Here is a 16,768-nt window from a genome sequence, read left to right on the forward strand (position 1 = left end):
ATATTGTCTCATTGAACATATGTCTTATTCTCCGGCTTTGAGCCAGATGGCTTGAACGGGTGCGTGTCCGGGACAATCTATCATTCGGAGCGCGACACAGGTGCGGCGCAGTATGGATCAGCGCTAGCCGCCATCCTTTCATCACAGAACTCGTCCTCAATATCCCAACGCATTATCTTCCGAGGATCTCGCAGGCTGTGATATACTTGTTTAAAGGCCCTTGTCTATGCTTAGGTTGAAACCTGTCGGCTTGTCCCGAGAAGATTATCGACGATCGCGAATCTCAGTTTTTCGAGCACCAAACGCCGTCAAGCTGATCAAAACGGCGAAGTGGGCAAGAATGCGCTACGGAAAGTGCCTAGCCCGGATCGCATAGAGAGCAACCAGCGGCTAACAAGATGACCTCTGGTTCTGAACATTGCTTCGTGAAGTCCGACTCGAGTTCGTCTAATTCCGCAAAGTTTTCTGCGTCAATCTGTTGCTTTGCCTGAAAACCCAAAATTTCGAGGCGGAAAACATCACGGAAAGATACGCCGCACTCGCCGTAACTTGGGCAAGATAAGGCATGTCTGGCAGCAGAGATAGCATTCTCGTCAAAACAAATAAATTGACCAAGTAAGCCGCCGCAAACGCGCCCGCAAATTTCAAAGGATGAGCTTTCTCGCCATTTGCCTCGAATACATAGACGCGATAAAGAACAAACGAAAAAACAAGACCTGCGGCATATCCTGACACGTTTGCAAGCACTGGACGACCCGTTATATGCTGCACGAGGAAAATGACAAAGTAACCGACGCAAGTATTGAGAATGCCCACGAGCGAGAAGCGCCGCAGCTGACGCAACAACTTAGTCCTTTGAGGCGATGACAAAATATTGACCCCCAAGCGGCAAAAATCTCAACGCCTTTTCCATTCCCCTAAAAGCTTTCAGGAAACCCGGGAAAAAGAGATAGAAGCCGTTTGAGTTAATGTTCAAAGCAGCATCCTCTAACAATTTTGTGGTTTCGCTAGGACGGAGCAGGATCGCATCATCGTCAAACTCGCAGGTCGAGACCATGCGTTGTGTGACCGGATTATAGGGGTTGTGCTCGAAAATCCCGAAGCTCCCTCCCGGATTCAGCAGGCCTGCAAGACGTCTTGTAACCTGCTCCCTGAGTGACGGATGGATGTGATGGTAAACGCAAGAAACAAAGATCAAATCGAAACTCTTGGAATCTACCTCCTCATCTGCAAGTGTATACACGTTAGGAATATTGTCGCGAACGTACTTCAAGCTCTTTTCCGACAGGTCGGAGCCATAGACTTCCGCATCGGGGAACGCAGCCTTAAGAAATGGGAGCGACAATCCGATACCGCAGCCGAAATCCAACACCGATTTCGGCTTCACCTTGATTAGCTCCTGAATTATATCCACTTTTGCGCGAGTGAAGTAGCTTCTATCACCTTCGAAAAAGGAAAGCTGCGTCTGCAACAATGCTTCATATCTTTCGGCATAGAGATCAAAGTCGACCTTCTGATGCTTGCTACTGGCCATCAAGCGGGCTCCTTTCAGCCGTTAGGCGATCGACAACAAACCTTGGCCGGTGCTTGACCTCAATGAAGATCTTGCCAATGTACTCGCCCAAAATTCCGATCGCGCTCATGTTAAGACCACCCATGAGATAAATGGGGATCACGGTGGAGGCCCAGCCTGGAACTGTTATTCCGATCATTGCACCGATAAGCGCATAGATTGTCAGGATCAATGAGCAAGCGAACACTAAAAGTCCAACAGACGTTATTACTCTTAGCGGCTTCACGGAAAAGGATGTTACACCATTCCAGGCAAGCATCAGCATCTTTGACAGTGGATATTTGCTGACTCCGGCTAACCGCTCCAACCGATCATAATAAACATAAGCAACGTCCTGGTGCAAAATAGGAACGATGCCTCTCAGAAACAGGTTCCGCTCAGGATATTGCTTCAAATTCTGGAGAGCAACGTTGGACATCAACCGAAAATCCGCGTGGTCTTCTACCAAGTTTACGCCAAGCCATTTCATGAACTTGTAGAACCCGCGAGCAGTGTTGCGCTTGAAACTCGTGTCTGTGTTTCGGCTCCTACGTACGCCCAATACCAGCTCCGCGCCAGCCTGATAGGCCGCGATCATCTCCTTAATCGCTTTTAGGTCGTCTTGAAGGTCAGCATCAATACTTACACAAATATCGCAATTGTCAGTGACGTAATGAAGACCACTCAACAAGGCATTCTGGTGTCCTACATTTGCAGCAAGCTTGATGCCGCGGAAGCGATCCGGATCCACATCAGATTGCTCTACGATTAGAGACCAGGTGCGGTCCTTAGACCCGTCGTCCACAAAGACAATGTAGCTTTCCGATGCGCAAATTTCCACGTCAATGACGCTTTGCAAGAAAGCTTCGAGCTTTGCAAAAGTGATAGGAAGCATATCCTCCTCGTTGTAGCAGGGAACAACCACGGCCAGACAGGGCAATTTCGGACGCTCACCCAATTGTCCCGACCGATCCGGGCGGGTTATTGCTTCAATTTCGAACATTTTCTCTGCACGCGTTATTGACAAAGCTGCCTTCCATACTTGTTTTACAGCCAGCCTGCTATAGTTGAACTAATTTCTGCAAAGGATTTTCTGGCATCAAAACGGCGAGAATAGCTTGAATCTTGGCTTTTTCATCCGTTTTTCATTTCTGCTTCATTCCGCCGACCTCGAAGAAATACAGTTTCAACGGCAGAGTTTTGAGTTGATGCGAATTTATCTGCCCTGGCATTTCGGCGCTGGCCACCACCGCGAATCTGTTGCGAAGCTCCTCCGCAGATATCAGAGAGTTACTGACCTGCACAATCAGCGTTGGATTTTCACTGATTTCCTGAAATCGCCTTATCGAGATCTCCTCAAGCTTCTTCGCTTCCCAAGGCGCCGCAACATATCTGAAGCCTGTTGAAACAAGTGAAGGCCAGATTTGTCCCAGCGAAACCGAGCCTGGAGCGCCTGGGCAAAGCGGGAGCCTGACTGACTCATTGGCGTCGCCCCAAATAAGAATTCTGTCAAAGCCGAAGCCTGATTCACGCAAAAATCGATGCGCTTCTTCAATTGCCGCACCGTTAATTGCATTGTAGTGGCAGCTGTCTCTCTTAAAATGATCGATTTCACCCCTGCCAGCGTTATAATTGAGGATTGAAATTGCTACGGAACACAGGAGGCCGGAAGCAAAGGTGGACTGCCAGCGTCCTACTCCCCGAGCTAAAATAAATACGAGAAACAAGAAATTAAAACCGATTACTGCGAAAAACAACTTGTCAGTCATTTCAAAATAAAAGACGGGGTGCAGGGCGAACGGAGCAAGCACCAAAAAGACCGAAAAGGCGGGAATCAAGCTGAAGTATATTCCTGCTTCCCTATCCAATTTTTCGGCATGTACTGACGCGGCCGCACCGACCAGGCCCGATAACGGAAATATGAGAGGGTAGGCAAAATAAATCCAGTCCAAGGCTGTTTGCCCCACGGACTGCCAAAAGATCCATAAAGCGCCATAGAAAGCATATAGAAGCACGTAAAGCAGCGCGATATCGCGACGCGTCTTATTCTTTTCGCTTTTCCAAATGTAAAAAGCCAGAGGAAAGGTAACCGCGAGACCAGCAGCTGCCGGAATTAGGTATAAGCGGTTTACCGAAAGATACCATGGCGTTCCCCAATCATGCCACCACGCGGTTTGATGGCTTGAGTCGGCAATAAACGATGATGCCAGCTTAAATTGAAGTAAAAAGAATAACGGGTTACGCCCCACGCTCCAATTCACGATGCACAGTAATGCCGTTACTAGCAGAGCGCCCGAAGCAAGCCATAATAGCGTCTTAGCTATTGGGGGCCAACGGTGATTTAGCGTTCTATATTGTGCTAGGAGAAATACAATCGGAATGGGTGCAAGATTCACCATTACGATTATGCTGTGGACAGAAAGTCCAATCATTGCACCGGTTGCAACGGTCCAACGTGCGGAGGCCTGTGTCTCGCCGGCGCGGATCGCGCAAATCCAGGATAATGCGAAAAATAGTCCACCGCAGCCATTATGGTAATCGGCGCCGCCGGAAGCGTAGGAATACACGTAAGTGGCATAAAACAGAACTCCAAATAGGGCGCCCGTTCGTCCGATTGTTCTAAAGAGCGCAGCATACATTGCCGCAGTTGTGCCCATCATCAGCGTCATCTGTATAATTACGCCTGAATAGTAGTAACTAAAATTATCCCTAACAAAATATTCAATTAATATCCACGGAAGCCTGGAGATTTTATAGTAATCATCAAGGAAGTCTGGATTATCGTAATTGAGACCATAACCTATATAGTACCATGGATCTAACCAGCCGACCGCAGTAAACATCCAGTTATCATTGATAAATGCGTATCCGACAGGTATAAACAAGAGAAAAACAAAGTCTAAATTCCGATGGGCAACCGTTTTTTCTTGGGGTCTCAAATTTAACATTTAGAACCTATTTTCACCGCTAAGTGCGATTTACTCAGTTGAAGCACAGATATCCGCCTCGCGCGATGCCGTCAATCAAAGTGGCTTTCAACCATTCAAAGCCCCTGATAATTGCGCTCTTGGGTCCAACAAAAACCTAGACGTCCGCCTTCTTGACTTTCATCGAAGTCACCACCAAGGAACTGGGTCCGGCCACATCCAACACGAATTCGAACAGTTCGCCGAATTCCCTATCAGTCACCTCAAAAGGCACGCACAGGTGCATGCCGTCCTCGCTAACGGTGGCCCGAGAGGAGGCAACGTTTTTCTTCGAGTCTCTCACCGTTGCAGAAAGCTTCGTCTTGGACATGCCAAGACGCTTAAGAAGACGCCCTGTTCTCTGTTCAGTATTCAGCCTTGCCTCGACCTCCAGTCGATACGAGCCTTGTGGCAAAGTCACGTAGGGTCCAAAGAGACAGTTCCTTTGCCATCCGATTTCACCGCCGGCTTTAACAACGAGGCCCTTGTTGGAAAAACCGTCAATTCTTGAGGTGAAGTTCAACACCGGAAGACAGTCAAGCGGTTCAAACTGCTTCTGCTGCGGTTGTTCCTCGAGAATTCGCGTGACTGAAATTGAATCGAGCGCGACAGAACTTGTCAAATTCGACGAGACGACGAACTCCATCGCTCCCAGCCCAGTTTGCGTTGTTACAGCGAAGTCGATAGCAATATGGCACTTACGAAGCTCCTGCGCGGAAAGCGCGCGTGCATAGATGGTTCTCTGACCGATCTTTAGCACCACCCGAGCATGGCGGCCTTCGCTGGCCTGCTGCTCTGCCTCAGTCTGTGTTTCATCGCAAGATAAGTCAGCCTCCAACCGAAATGAACCAAATTCCAGATTGAGATAAGGCCCGTAAATGGCATCCCTCAGATGACGATTTTTGAGTTGAGGGTTAGTGGCCACTCGGCCGTCGGGCAGAATTCTACCGTGCTCGGTAACAAGCATTTTCTCACGCGCGTCGATCACCTTGGGCATGTGCTTTCGTGCTTTCACATAACCATGGCGAAGCCGGCAAGAAAAGGGCGTCTTTGCGCAATCTACAATCGACGTCATGACCGGCTCTGCCGAGGTGTGGACTGCGTTTAACCCGACCACACGCCGCGGTCGGCCCTCGTCGTGACGCAGTTGCTCAGCGTCCTGGATCGCCTTCAAACGCTCCCAAAGATGCATAATTTCATGATTTGGCAGAATATGCGGTACCCCAAAGTTGACCACAAATGTGTCTGCGCGCTCGATCAGGTCTGCTACCCTAGGCGAGTCATGTTCACAAGTCTCGATGATGTGGCCGTTGTCGAGGACATCGAGAGCTTTCGAGAAGAGATCAAACATCTCACCACGAGGTCCAAGCCACAAGATTCTTTGGCCACTACGCGCGTTAACGAACAAATCCAACAGGAAAGGGAGAATGTGCCCGGGGTGAGCCGGATTCTTGTCGAAAAAACCCTGTTTGTAATAGGAAAGAATCGGGGTCTTGAGGCGGGGTTCAATGACCTTGTCCAATGCGGATGCATAGCCGACCTGAGTTTTCCCGATGAGTCTTACTTCCTCGATTTCTTCGTCTGCAAGACCCCAGGTGTCGGCCTGTTCCGGAATGTCAGGTTTCGCTACATCATCGATAAAGGTCTTTGTGCTGTTTTCAACCGCACCGCTCTTATGCATCGCCGTAATCTGCCGCGTGTGGTCGCAGTGGTAGCCGTATACATAGGGTGCTGCATCGCCCACGGCACCATGTACGAGACAAAGTCTCTTGGAGATGTTGGAGTCCACGTGCCAGCCGCGCAACATTTCCTCATGGAAGCCATGGTAGCGGAAGAGGTCTTCACGCAGCATCAACTGGAAGTCGCCGGGGCCATCATAGAGGATAGTATCGGCACCATAAACCACCTCGTTGAGGTGATAGCGCCAACCCCAGTCACGCGTTAATTCGATGACGCGTTCCGGGTTCATCCGGTCAAACTGATCTTCCCAAAGAGTTTCGGGGATCTCGAGGCGCGGCGCGCAATAGAAGCCGTCCGGGAGCCCGCCCACTGACTCGGTCAACGAACGACCCTTGCTCGGAACGAAGATCATGTCTGTGTTGGATGAGAGTATCCAACGGTTGTTTGGGTTCGACCGCCGCACCGCCACGTTTCGGGAGACCGGCTCCAACGCAATCAGATGCGTCTTGTGCGCGAAAAGGCGGCGATGCACGTCAGGACGTACTCGTAGAATGCGCAGTTTTTTCTTGGCCTGAGCGGTCAGTGTGTCCTGGATCGCTTCCGGAAACGTGGGGAAATCGTCCGGCGTGTTGTAATCGACGAACAGGATTTCATCGTCCTGCCCCGTCAGCACCTCAGCCATGCAATTGAGGCTCAGCGCTGCGCGTTTATGCAGGTTATAGCCATAATTGTCATTGCGACCGTAAAGGACGAGCGAAATCATGGCATATCACCTCGTTTGAGCAGAGAAATCAGTTGGCGGACTTCGATCCCCAGCCGAGCCAGATATGGTTTTCCGCGGCCGAAAGAGAACCTTGGTTGTAAAGCCGCCACGGGTCGATGACAATCTTTCCTGCAAATTCGCCGGCTGACAGCTGACGGTATGCATCCCAAGCCGTCATTACGATGACGATATCGGCCTTGTTGATTGCCGCGTGGGGATCAGCCTCCACCGTCGCGCCAGAGGGCAGGCTTGCAGCTGAGAGGCTTTCGAGCGCCTCAGGATCGCTCAGCGACACGCCGTAGCCATCGGCAAGAAGCTGCTCTGCCAAGGCAAGCCCCTGACTTTCCTCAATAACAGGCGTATTCGGTTTGTACGCAAGCCCGAGAATTGCAACTTTGGCACCAGGCTTGTTCAGCTTGGCCACCGCCCGCGACAACCGAACAGACTGATGCGAGTTGATCACGTCCGTTGCAACAGCCAAGTCGGTGTTTGCGCCCAGCGAGCGACCCAACGCGGCGAAAGCCTTGTTATCACGCGGGAAGCAGGGGCCACCATAGGCGATGGCACCACGGATGTACTTCTTGCCGATACGGCTATCAGCGCCAAGCGCCGACGTGACAACGTCTGCATCTGCTCCCTCAAGATGATCGCACAGATCAGCGATCATGTTTGCGTAGGAGATCTTCGTGGTCACATAGGTGTTAACCGATATCTTGCATATTTCGGCGTTTACCCAATTCATGCGCTGAAATTCAGGATTGCTTTCAGTCGATTGACGATAAACCGTCTCCAGTACACCGCCCGCCTTGTCGTCGCTTTCCCCGATCAGGATCATGTCAGGAAAAAGCATGTCCCGCACGACAGTTCCGAGTGCAATGAATTCGGGGTTATAGCAAAGACCAAGGTCTTCGCCGACTGTTCGACCGGATGCCTCTTCCAGAGCCTGTCGGATCACACCGCCCGTCGAGCCCGGCATGACGGTCGAGGTTATAACCACGACATGATAGCCTTCCTTCTTACGAAGGGCGGCACCGATTTCCTTGACCGCTGAAATGACATAGTCATTGCGGAAAAAGCCACCTTCACCACTTGGCGTCGGCACGATAATGAAGGTGATATCTGATTCAAGAACAGCCTCCTCCATTTTTGTCGTTGCACGAATGCGGCTCCGATTGGCCGTGATCATTTCCTGCAAACCCGGCTCTGGCACAGGTGCGCGGCCTTCATTGATTGCATCGACAAAGGCTGGATTCAAATCCATTCCAATGGCGTTGAAACCTTTTTGGGCGAACACAGCGAGCATCGGGGCACCGAGCTTACCGAGCCCTACAACAGATAGATTTTGAACCATGATTTGGAAACCTGAATTTAGTTCTTTTTCGACTTGGCCTGGCGCTCGGCAACCTTCGACGCCACCCAAGGATAGGTCTTTGCGATACCGTCAGCAAGGCTCGCAGACGGGGCCCAATTGAGCTTGCTGCGGATTAACTCATTATGAGAGTTGCGTCCACGCACACCGAGCGGGCCTGGAATGTGCTTGAGAGCAAGCTGCTTTCCGGCAGCCTGCATCACCAGCTCAGCCAGTTGGTTGATCGTCACCATTTCGTCCGAACCGATATTCACCGGGCCGGCAAATGTTTCTGAACGCATAAGACGGAGTGTGCCCTCGACGCATTCATCAATGTAAAGGAAGGAGCGGGTCTGCTTTCCGTCGCCCCAGATCTCTATCTCGCCCCCGTCCTGGGCCTCCGCAACTTTTCGGCACATAGCTGCAGGCGCTTTTTCGCGGCCGCCAGCCCAGGTACCTTCCGGACCAAAAATATTGTGGTAACGCGCGACGCGGCAGGTCATATTGTGGTTGCGTGCGTAAGCAAGGAAAAGGCGCTCCGAAAATAGCTTCTCCCAACCATATTCGCTATCGGGATTGGCGGGATAAGCACTTTCTTCAGCAGTAACCGGCTTGTCTGGGTCAAGCTGATTGTGTTCAGGATAAATGCACGCAGAAGATGAATAAAATACGCGCTGAACGTTGCGCTTGTGGCATGCATCAACAATGTTCAGGTTGATCGTGGCGGAGTTATGCATAATGTCCGCATCGTTTTCTCCGGTAAAGATGAAGCCCGCGCCGCCCATATCCGCAGCAAGCTGATAAACTTCATCGAAACGTCTATCGATCACAGCTTTACAGTTCCCGTTGTCACGCAAGTCGGCAACAACAAAGTCATCAGCTTCGGTTTCAGCAAATTCGGGAAATTTCAGATCGACCCCGCGAACCCAGAAACCTTCCCGCTTTAGCCGCTTCACAAGATGCGAGCCAATAAAGCCACCGGCACCACATACCAAAGCTGTCTTCGTCATACTGTCTCATCCCAATGCTGATTACCGGGCGTTCTCTACGCAAATTTTACCTATCTTGCAAGGCTTCAGAAAGCCTTACATCACGAGCAAATTTATCACTGCTTGCCTCAGACAAGGCAGATTTCGATCCACCTCACAGCGGGCGGAGCGCAAAGTGTTGCAATAACACTGCATTTCCGCCGGCACAATATTGAACTTGTGGCCGGTCAAGCATTAACCCGCCTCAGCGTGAGATTGATCCTGCCGCCGCTTTTCAGGAGATCGGATGTGTTTGGGTAGATGCGGTCAACTCCGTGATAGGCCTTGCGGTTTTCTCCGCCGATGACGACGATATCGCCGCTGCAGAGGCGGAAAGACTGGGTTTTATCTTTTCTGGCCAAGCCGCCGACCCGGAACAGACAATCATCGCCCAACGAGACTGAGACCACCGGGCAGTCGAAGGCCTTCTCATCAATGTCTGCATGCAGGCCCATTTTGGCCTCTGGGGCGTAGAAATTGATCAGGCAGGCCTCGGGATCCTTTTCGACACCTGAGAATTCCTGCCAAATCTCCATCAGTTTCAGCGGAATCGCCGGCCATGGCTTTGATGTGACCGGGTGGGCGGAGATGTAGCGGTAGCCTTCTGCCTTATCGGTATACCAGCCCAGTGTTCCGCAATTTGTCATGCGGACGGACATGGGCTGGCCGTTTCGCGGCATATGCGGCGTATAAAGCGGAGCCTCTTCAACGATCGATCGAATGGTTTCAACCAGAGCCACCTGCTCGCTTCGGTCGAGATAGGCAGGGATGTGGCGAATACCTTTTGGCAGAACAAAAGTCATACCGCTTCATTCCCACGTTGCGTAATGGGTTGTCAAAGGGACCCGCTTTTTTCGCCAGTCAGGTTCGGTTATTTCAAAGGCGGAATGCGCAAGACCTGGCCCGGGTAAATCTTGTCGGGATGGGTGAGCATCGGCTTGTTGGCTTCAAATATCATCTCGTATTTGGGACCGTTGCCCTTGCCGTATTCTGCTTCGGCGATTTTCCAGAGATTATCGCCCTTCTTCACCGTATGGAAAATGGGTTCGGCCGCCTTTGCGCCTTCCACCTTCAGATCGTCGGCTTCAACAGCGGCAATGCCGAGCGTGTTTCCCACCGCCACAACGGCTTTTTCAAAGATCGACTGATCTTTCACCGCACCTTTGAGAACAACCTTGTCGTCGATAACCTGCACCTCGACGGCGTCGGTGCCGAGACCATGGGACTCGAGCTCTTTTTTGACGGCTTGAGCATCAGGCGCTTCGTCGTCACCACCAAGACCCAGCTTCTTGCCTGCCGATTTGATAAAGCTGAAAAAACCCATTTCCGTGATCCCCCTTCAGGTTTGTTGTACCTTATCAGAGTTGAACACCGGCCCAAAAGCAACAGAATTTCGTCCGCGGGTGCCTACAAATTCCAAGCTCAGTCGTCACGCGGCCGTTCGCGCATCTTCTTCACCTCACTGCGACCTGCCTTGGCCTTCAGCCGGCGTTCGATCGAACCCTTTGTCGGCCTCGTCTTCTTGCGCGGTGGCGGCGGCGGGGCGAGCGCCTGCAAGAGAAGCTCCTTCAGCCGCTCGCGGGCGTCTTCGCGGTTTCGCTCCTGGGAGCGAAATCTGCTTGCCTCGATCATCAGAACGCCGTCCTTTGAAAGCCGACGCCCAGCGATGCGGGCAGCGCGCGCCTTGACCGCATCGCTCAGCGCCGGTGAGCCACGCAAATTGAAAAACAGCTGAACGGCTGTCGACACCTTGTTGACATTCTGCCCGCCGGGGCCGCCGGCCAGCACGAATTGCTCGGTCAGCTCCCAGCCGGCGATCACGACGCGGTCGTTGATATGGAGATCGGTACTTGCCATGGCGTCTTCATAACGAAAAAACCCGGCGCTGAGAACGCCGGGTTTCACGTGAATCCTTGGATTCGGGATTTATTCTGCAGCAGCCAGACGAACGCCGGGGGCTGCACTCAGCACGCCACCGTCAACATGGGCCTCGAACTTCGCGAAGTTGGCGATGAACATATCGGCCAGCTTGCGGGCCTGCGCGTCATAGGCGTCGCCATCGGCCCAGGTCGAACGCGGATCGAGGATCTTTGTATCGACACCGGAAACAGCCACCGGCACTTCAAAGCCAAAGTTTTCGTCCTTGCGGAATTCAACCTTCGACAGCGAACCGTCGAGAGCAGCGGTCAGAAGTGCGCGCGTCGCCTTGATGGGCATACGTGAGCCAGTGCCATAAGCACCGCCGGTCCAGCCCGTATTCACCAGCCAGCAATTGACCTTGTGCTCGGCAATCAGATCGCGCAACAGGTTGCCATATTCCGACGGATGGCGCGGCATGAACGGTGCGCCGAAGCAGGTGGAGAAGGTCGCTTCCGGTTCTGTGACGCCACGTTCGGTGCCAGCGACCTTTGCGGTGTAGCCGGAGAGGAAGTGGTACATGGCCTGCTCAGGCGTCAGCTTGGCGATCGGCGGCATCACACCGAAGGCATCAGCCGTCAGCATGATGATCGTTGCCGGGTGCCCGGACGTGCCGGTTTCGGATGCATTCGGAATGAAATGCAGCGGATAGGCGCAGCGCGTGTTCTCTGTCAGCGAACCGTCGTTGAAATCCGGAACGCGGTTTTCGTCGAGAACGACGTTTTCCAACACAGTGCCGAAACGCTTGGTCGTTGCGAAAATTTCCGGCTCGGCTTCTGCAGAAAGCCGGATTGTCTTGGCATAGCAGCCACCTTCGAAGTTGAAGATGCCATTTTCACCCCAGCCGTGCTCATCGTCACCGATCAGCGTGCGCGATGGGTCTGCGGACAGGGTTGTCTTGCCGGTGCCCGAAAGGCCGAAGAAGACAGCGGTGTCACCATCGGGGCCAACATTGGCCGAGCAGTGCATAGGCATGACGCCCTTTTCCGGCAGCATATAGTTGAGTGCGGTGAAGACCGACTTCTTCATTTCACCGGCATAAGCCGTGCCGCCGATGAGAACGACGCCGTTGACCAGATCGCAAGCAATCACGGTTTCAGTGCGGCAGCCGTGGCGCTCAGGGTTGGCCTTGAAGCCGGGCAGATCAATGATCGTGAACTTGGCCTGGAAGTCCTTCAACGCTTCCTGTTCCGGACGAATCAGAAGATTGCGGATGAACAGGGAATGCCATGCAAATTCCGTAATAACGCGCGTCGGCAGGGCATTTTCGGCATCAGCGCCGCCGATGAGGTCCTGCACGTAAAGCGATTTGCCCTCGGCATAGGCGAGCATATCATCGAAAAGCTGCTCGAAATGGCGCGGTGCCATAGGCTTGTTGTTGTCCCACCAGACTTTGCCGTCGGTGTTTTCATCGCGCACAACGAACTTGTCCTTTGCCGAGCGACCGGTATGGTGGCCTGTCACGGCGCGCAGTGCACCGTCAGCGGTCAGTTCGGCTTCGCCGTTGCGGATGGCTTCCTCATAAAGAGCCGCCTCCAGAAAATTGTAGCGCACAGTCTTCAATTTCCTGAAACCGATGGCGCCAATGCCCGCGTTGGGATTGCGTAGGCCCAATTCCTCCATAACCCGTGTCCTTTGCTTCCAGTTAGGGTTCTAATGGCGGCGACCATAGGCATGCTTCATTTTAAAAGGCAATACGAAATAGGAGAAATTTGCCAATCAATTCAAATATTTAATCGATTTAATTATTAACCAAAAAATCTAAATCGTTTTAATGTGACAGTTTTAGAAAATCATTTCGCAGAATCTGCCTGCCGGACACAGAAATAGGTAAGTGAAAAGTTTTTTCGCTTTGCCACAATTTGTTCCACCTTTATCCTCATTAGCGAAACTGACTTGTGGGGCACGAGGAATGGGGCTGACATTTTTCCACCGCAAGGAGATGTGCTGACATGAGATTGGAGTTGAATGAAATGCAGACGATTGCACTGGTGGATGATGACCGCAACATCCTGACGTCGGTATCGATTGCGCTCGAGGCCGAGGGATACAAGGTTGAAACCTATACAGACGGTGCATCAGCGCTCGACGGGCTGCTGGCGCGACCGCCACAACTTGCCATTTTCGATATCAAGATGCCGCGTATGGACGGCATGGAGCTTCTGCGCAGATTGCGGCAGAAGTCCGATCTGCCCGTTATTTTCCTGACCTCGAAGGATGAAGAGATCGACGAACTGTTCGGCCTGAAGATGGGTGCGGACGATTTCATCACCAAGCCGTTCTCTCAGCGGCTCCTGGTGGAGCGCGTCAAAGCCGTAATGCGCCGCGTGGCAAGCCGCGAAGCCAGCGCTGCCGGTACGTTGAAGACCGGCCAACCGGATCAGGTGCGCACGTTGGAGCGCGGCCAGCTGGTGATGGATGAAGAGCGGCACACCTGCACCTGGAAGGGCGAACCCGTGACGCTGACGGTCACCGAGTTTCTCATCCTGCAATCGCTCGCCCAGCGCCCCGGCGTTGTCAAAAGCCGCGATTCGCTGATGGATGCAGCCTATGACGAGCACGTTTATGTGGATGACCGTACGATCGACAGCCACATCAAGCGGCTGCGCAAGAAATTCAAAGTGGTTGACGTTGAATTCGACATGATAGAAACCCTTTATGGCGTTGGGTATCGCTTCCGCGAGGCGGCTTGACGGGATATCCGCCATTGAACGGGTTTTTGGATCTTGGCCGACGACACATTCGAAAATGAAGGCGTTTCATCCGGCCGTTCGGCTGCCGGAAAGGGACACGCGCCGCTTCTGTCGCGCCCTTTCGTGCTCGCACGTCGCATTTTTGGCAATGCTTTGTTTTCGAGCCTCACCCGGCAGATCGTCTTTTTCAACCTTGCGGCACTTCTGGTTCTGGTCGGCGGTATTCTCTATCTCAACCAGTTCCGTGAGGGCTTGATCGACGCGCGCGTTGAAAGCCTGCTCACGCAAGGCGAGATCATTTCCGGTGCCATTTCGGCCTCTGCATCGGTGGACACGAATTCCATCACAATCGACCCGCAAAAGCTTCTCGAATTGCAGGCCGGGCAGAGCATCACGCCAATTCCGAACGATGAGGACCTTGATTTTCCGATCGTGCCGCAAAAGGTGGCGCCGATCCTGAGACGGCTGATTTCACCAACCCGCACACGCGCGCGCATTTATGATGCAGATGCCAGCCTGATCCTCGATTCCAGACACCTTTATACTGGTGCCCAGGTGCTGCGCTACGACCTCGCGCCTCTGGACGATGAGCCATCGACCCTTTCGGAAAAGATCGGAACCTGGTTCAACCGCCTGCTGCAGCCCGGCAATCTGCCGGTCTACAAGGAAGCTCCCGGCGGGGATGGTTCGATCTACCCGGAGGTCATGAACGCTCTGACTGGTGTGCGCGGCGCGGTCGTTCGCACGACGGAAAAGGGCGAGCTGATCGTTTCCGTCGCTGTTCCCATTCAGCGATTTCGGGCCGTTCTCGGTGTGCTGCTTTTGTCCACGCAAGCCGGCGATATTGACAAGATCGTTCACGCGGAGCGGCTTGCGATCATACGGGTGTTCGGTATTGCGACCTTGGTCAACGTGGCGCTGTCGATGCTTCTGTCGTCCACGATCGCCAATCCGCTGCGTCGGCTGGCGGCGGCGGCTATCCGCGTACGGCGCGGTGCCAAGGCACGTGAGGAAATTCCCGACTTCTCCCGCCGCCGCGACGAAATCGGCAACCTTTCCATTGCCCTTCGTGACATGACGACCGCACTTTATGACCGTATCGACGCCATCGAGAGCTTTGCGGCAGATGTCAGTCATGAGCTGAAAAACCCCCTCACCTCGCTGAGGAGCGCTGTCGAAACCCTGCCATTGGCGAAAAACGACAATTCCCGGCAACGGCTCATGGATATTATTCAGCATGATGTGCGCCGCCTCGACCGGTTGATCAGCGACATTTCCGATGCCTCGCGTCTGGACGCAGAACTGGCGCGCGCCGATTCCAGAACGGTGGACCTTGAAAAGCTGCTGGAAGATCTGGTGACGATTTCACGTGAAATACGCAGTTCCAAAAAGAAGGTTGCGCTTTCTCTGGAAATCGATCGCGATAAGACAAGCAAAGGCGGCTACAAGATCACCGGCCACGATCTGCGCATCGGTCAGGTGGTGACGAACCTGATTGAAAATGCCCGTTCCTTCGTTCCTGAAAACAGTGGGCACATTACGGTGAAACTCTCCCGTTCGCGCGATTTCTGCCGTATATCCGTTGAAGACAATGGACCCGGCATTCGTGCGGAAGACATTGAACGCGTCTTTGAGCGCTTTTACACTGACCGTCCCGAGGGCGAGGATTTCGGCCAGAATTCGGGCCTGGGGCTTTCCATCAGCCGACAGATTGCCGAAGCGCACCGCGGGACGCTGAAAGCTGAAAACATCATAGACGCCAAAGGCGATATCAAAGGCGCAAGGTTCATTCTGTCTCTGCCGACGGAGCAGAGCGGTGACCGGTGAACGCAATATCCACGCAACGGCGATTGTTGTCGGCGACACCGGTTTTCTCATCACAGGGCCATCGGGAAGCGGCAAGAGTGCTGCAGCGCTCGCTATTATAGCCAGCGCAAAGCGCGAGGGGCATTTTTCGGCGCTGGTTTCCGACGATCAGGTTTTCATCTCCGTGGTCGGCGGAAAGCTTGTTGCCCGTTCAACAGCGTCAATCGAAGGGCTGTTGGAAGTTCGCGGTGCCGGCATTGTGAGCATGCCGAGGCTCAAGCGATGTGTTTTGAAATTCGCCGTAAAGCTGGTTCAACCAGCGCAAGACGAGCGGGTTCCTGAGGAAAATGCTGCACTTGCGATAGACGGGATCGGCGAATTGCCACTTCTGCACCTGCCATTTCCTATTGGCGAACCCTGGTTTGTACTATCCAGAATTGTAGGGACGCGCCTGCAACATCCCGCAGACAAAGCATAATTCTGCCCCATTTGGGCAGATTTGTCTTGAACTTCCAATTTTCCTTGCCAAGATGCCCGGCTACCGGTGGACGGATTTGCTGCGATGCGATAACTGGCCGCTTCAAATGAAAGATGGAGCAATTGCTGCATGATTGGACTCGTTCTTGTAACGCATGGCAAGCTTGCTGAAGAATTCCGGCACGCGCTTGAACATGTGGTCGGCCCGCAAGAACAGCTTGAGACCGTGTCGATCGGCCCTGAAGACGATATGGATCAACGGCGGCAGGATATACTTGACGCTGTGAAAAAGACAGACGACGGCAATGGCGTGATCATTTTGACAGACATGTTTGGCGGAACGCCTTCCAATCTGGCGATTTCCGTCATGTCTGCCGGACGAATAGAAGTGATTGCCGGCGTCAATCTGCCCATGCTGATCAAGCTTGCAGGCATTCGCGCCGAAAATGATATGGCCAAGGCGTTGAAAGATTCGGCTGAAGCGGGCCGCAAATACATCAACATTGCAAGCAGCCTGCTTGCGGGCAAATAATTCACG

The 16,768-nt window shown here is 53.0% G+C and carries 15 protein-coding genes; 4 read left to right on the plus strand and 11 right to left on the minus strand.

Going from position 1 to position 16,768, the window contains the following annotated elements:
* Positions 1-447 precede the first annotated feature (447 nt).
* The 11 genes from NHF56_RS17230 to NHF56_RS17280 all read right to left on the minus strand — a co-directional run bounded on the left by NHF56_RS17230 (position 448) and on the right by NHF56_RS17280 (position 12,877).
* Positions 448-843 carry a GtrA family protein gene (locus tag NHF56_RS17230; protein WP_252806849.1) on the minus strand — a complete coding sequence of 132 codons (396 nt, stop codon included), beginning with the start codon at positions 841-843 and terminating at the stop codon, positions 448-450.
* Positions 844-847: 4 nt separating this feature from the next.
* The gene (locus NHF56_RS17235) at positions 848-1,534 is read right to left on the minus strand and encodes a trans-aconitate 2-methyltransferase (protein ID WP_252806851.1); all 687 of its coding nucleotides are present in this window, start codon (positions 1,532-1,534) and stop codon (positions 848-850) included.
* Positions 1,524-2,555, minus strand: coding sequence for a glycosyltransferase family 2 protein (locus tag NHF56_RS17240; RefSeq protein ID WP_252806853.1), 1,032 nt, complete (start codon positions 2,553-2,555; stop codon positions 1,524-1,526). Before NHF56_RS17240 ends, NHF56_RS17235 begins: the two co-directional genes overlap by 11 nt.
* Positions 2,556-2,697: 142 nt before the next feature.
* Positions 2,698-4,395 (minus strand): hypothetical protein, encoded by a 1,698-nt coding sequence (locus NHF56_RS17245; RefSeq protein WP_252806855.1) that lies wholly within the window; start codon positions 4,393-4,395, stop codon positions 2,698-2,700.
* A 241-nt stretch (positions 4,396-4,636) separates the two neighbouring features.
* Positions 4,637-6,961, minus strand: a complete 2,325-nt coding sequence (locus NHF56_RS17250; protein ID WP_252806857.1) for a hypothetical protein — start codon at positions 6,959-6,961, stop codon at positions 4,637-4,639.
* 28 nt (positions 6,962-6,989) lie between these two features.
* Complete coding sequence (locus tag NHF56_RS17255; RefSeq protein WP_256995426.1) at positions 6,990-8,312, minus strand: UDP-glucose/GDP-mannose dehydrogenase family protein; 1,323 nt, start codon at positions 8,310-8,312, stop codon at positions 6,990-6,992.
* A gap of 17 nt (positions 8,313-8,329) precedes the next feature.
* Positions 8,330-9,319, minus strand: a complete 990-nt coding sequence (locus NHF56_RS17260) for an NAD-dependent epimerase/dehydratase family protein (RefSeq protein ID WP_252806859.1) — start codon at positions 9,317-9,319, stop codon at positions 8,330-8,332.
* A 206-nt stretch (positions 9,320-9,525) separates the two neighbouring features.
* Positions 9,526-10,140, minus strand: coding sequence for an alpha-ketoglutarate-dependent dioxygenase AlkB (locus NHF56_RS17265; protein WP_252806860.1), 615 nt, complete (start codon positions 10,138-10,140; stop codon positions 9,526-9,528).
* A gap of 68 nt (positions 10,141-10,208) precedes the next feature.
* A complete protein-coding gene (lysM, locus tag NHF56_RS17270) occupies positions 10,209-10,661 on the minus strand; it encodes a peptidoglycan-binding protein LysM (RefSeq protein WP_252806862.1) in 453 nt (150 codons plus the stop codon).
* Positions 10,662-10,759: 98 nt separating this feature from the next.
* Complete coding sequence (arfB, locus tag NHF56_RS17275) at positions 10,760-11,194, minus strand: alternative ribosome rescue aminoacyl-tRNA hydrolase ArfB (protein ID WP_252806864.1); 435 nt, start codon at positions 11,192-11,194, stop codon at positions 10,760-10,762.
* Positions 11,195-11,263: 69 nt separating this feature from the next.
* Positions 11,264-12,877: a phosphoenolpyruvate carboxykinase gene (locus NHF56_RS17280; RefSeq protein ID WP_252806866.1), complete on the minus strand. Its 1,614-nt coding sequence runs from the start codon at positions 12,875-12,877 to the stop codon at positions 11,264-11,266.
* A 350-nt stretch (positions 12,878-13,227) separates the two neighbouring features.
* On the opposite strand from NHF56_RS17280, the gene NHF56_RS17285 reads away from it, so the two are divergent.
* The 4 genes from NHF56_RS17285 (at position 13,228) to NHF56_RS17300 (ending at position 16,762) form a co-directional block, all read left to right on the plus strand.
* Positions 13,228-13,947, plus strand: coding sequence for a response regulator transcription factor (locus NHF56_RS17285; RefSeq protein ID WP_252807338.1), 720 nt, complete (start codon positions 13,228-13,230; stop codon positions 13,945-13,947).
* 108 nt (positions 13,948-14,055) lie between these two features.
* Positions 14,056-15,774: a sensor histidine kinase gene (locus tag NHF56_RS17290; protein ID WP_252807339.1), complete on the plus strand. Its 1,719-nt coding sequence runs from the start codon at positions 14,056-14,058 to the stop codon at positions 15,772-15,774.
* Positions 15,764-16,231, plus strand: a complete 468-nt coding sequence (locus tag NHF56_RS17295; RefSeq protein WP_252806868.1) for an HPr kinase/phosphorylase — start codon at positions 15,764-15,766, stop codon at positions 16,229-16,231. Before NHF56_RS17290 ends, NHF56_RS17295 begins: the two co-directional genes overlap by 11 nt.
* A 129-nt stretch (positions 16,232-16,360) precedes the next feature.
* Complete coding sequence (locus tag NHF56_RS17300) at positions 16,361-16,762, plus strand: PTS sugar transporter subunit IIA (RefSeq protein WP_252806871.1); 402 nt, start codon at positions 16,361-16,363, stop codon at positions 16,760-16,762.
* The last annotated feature ends 6 nt before the right edge of the window (positions 16,763-16,768 follow it).

The sequence above is a fragment of the Rhizobium sp. L1K21 genome (assembly GCF_024055895.1).
Classification (GTDB): domain Bacteria; phylum Pseudomonadota; class Alphaproteobacteria; order Rhizobiales; family Rhizobiaceae; genus Ensifer_A.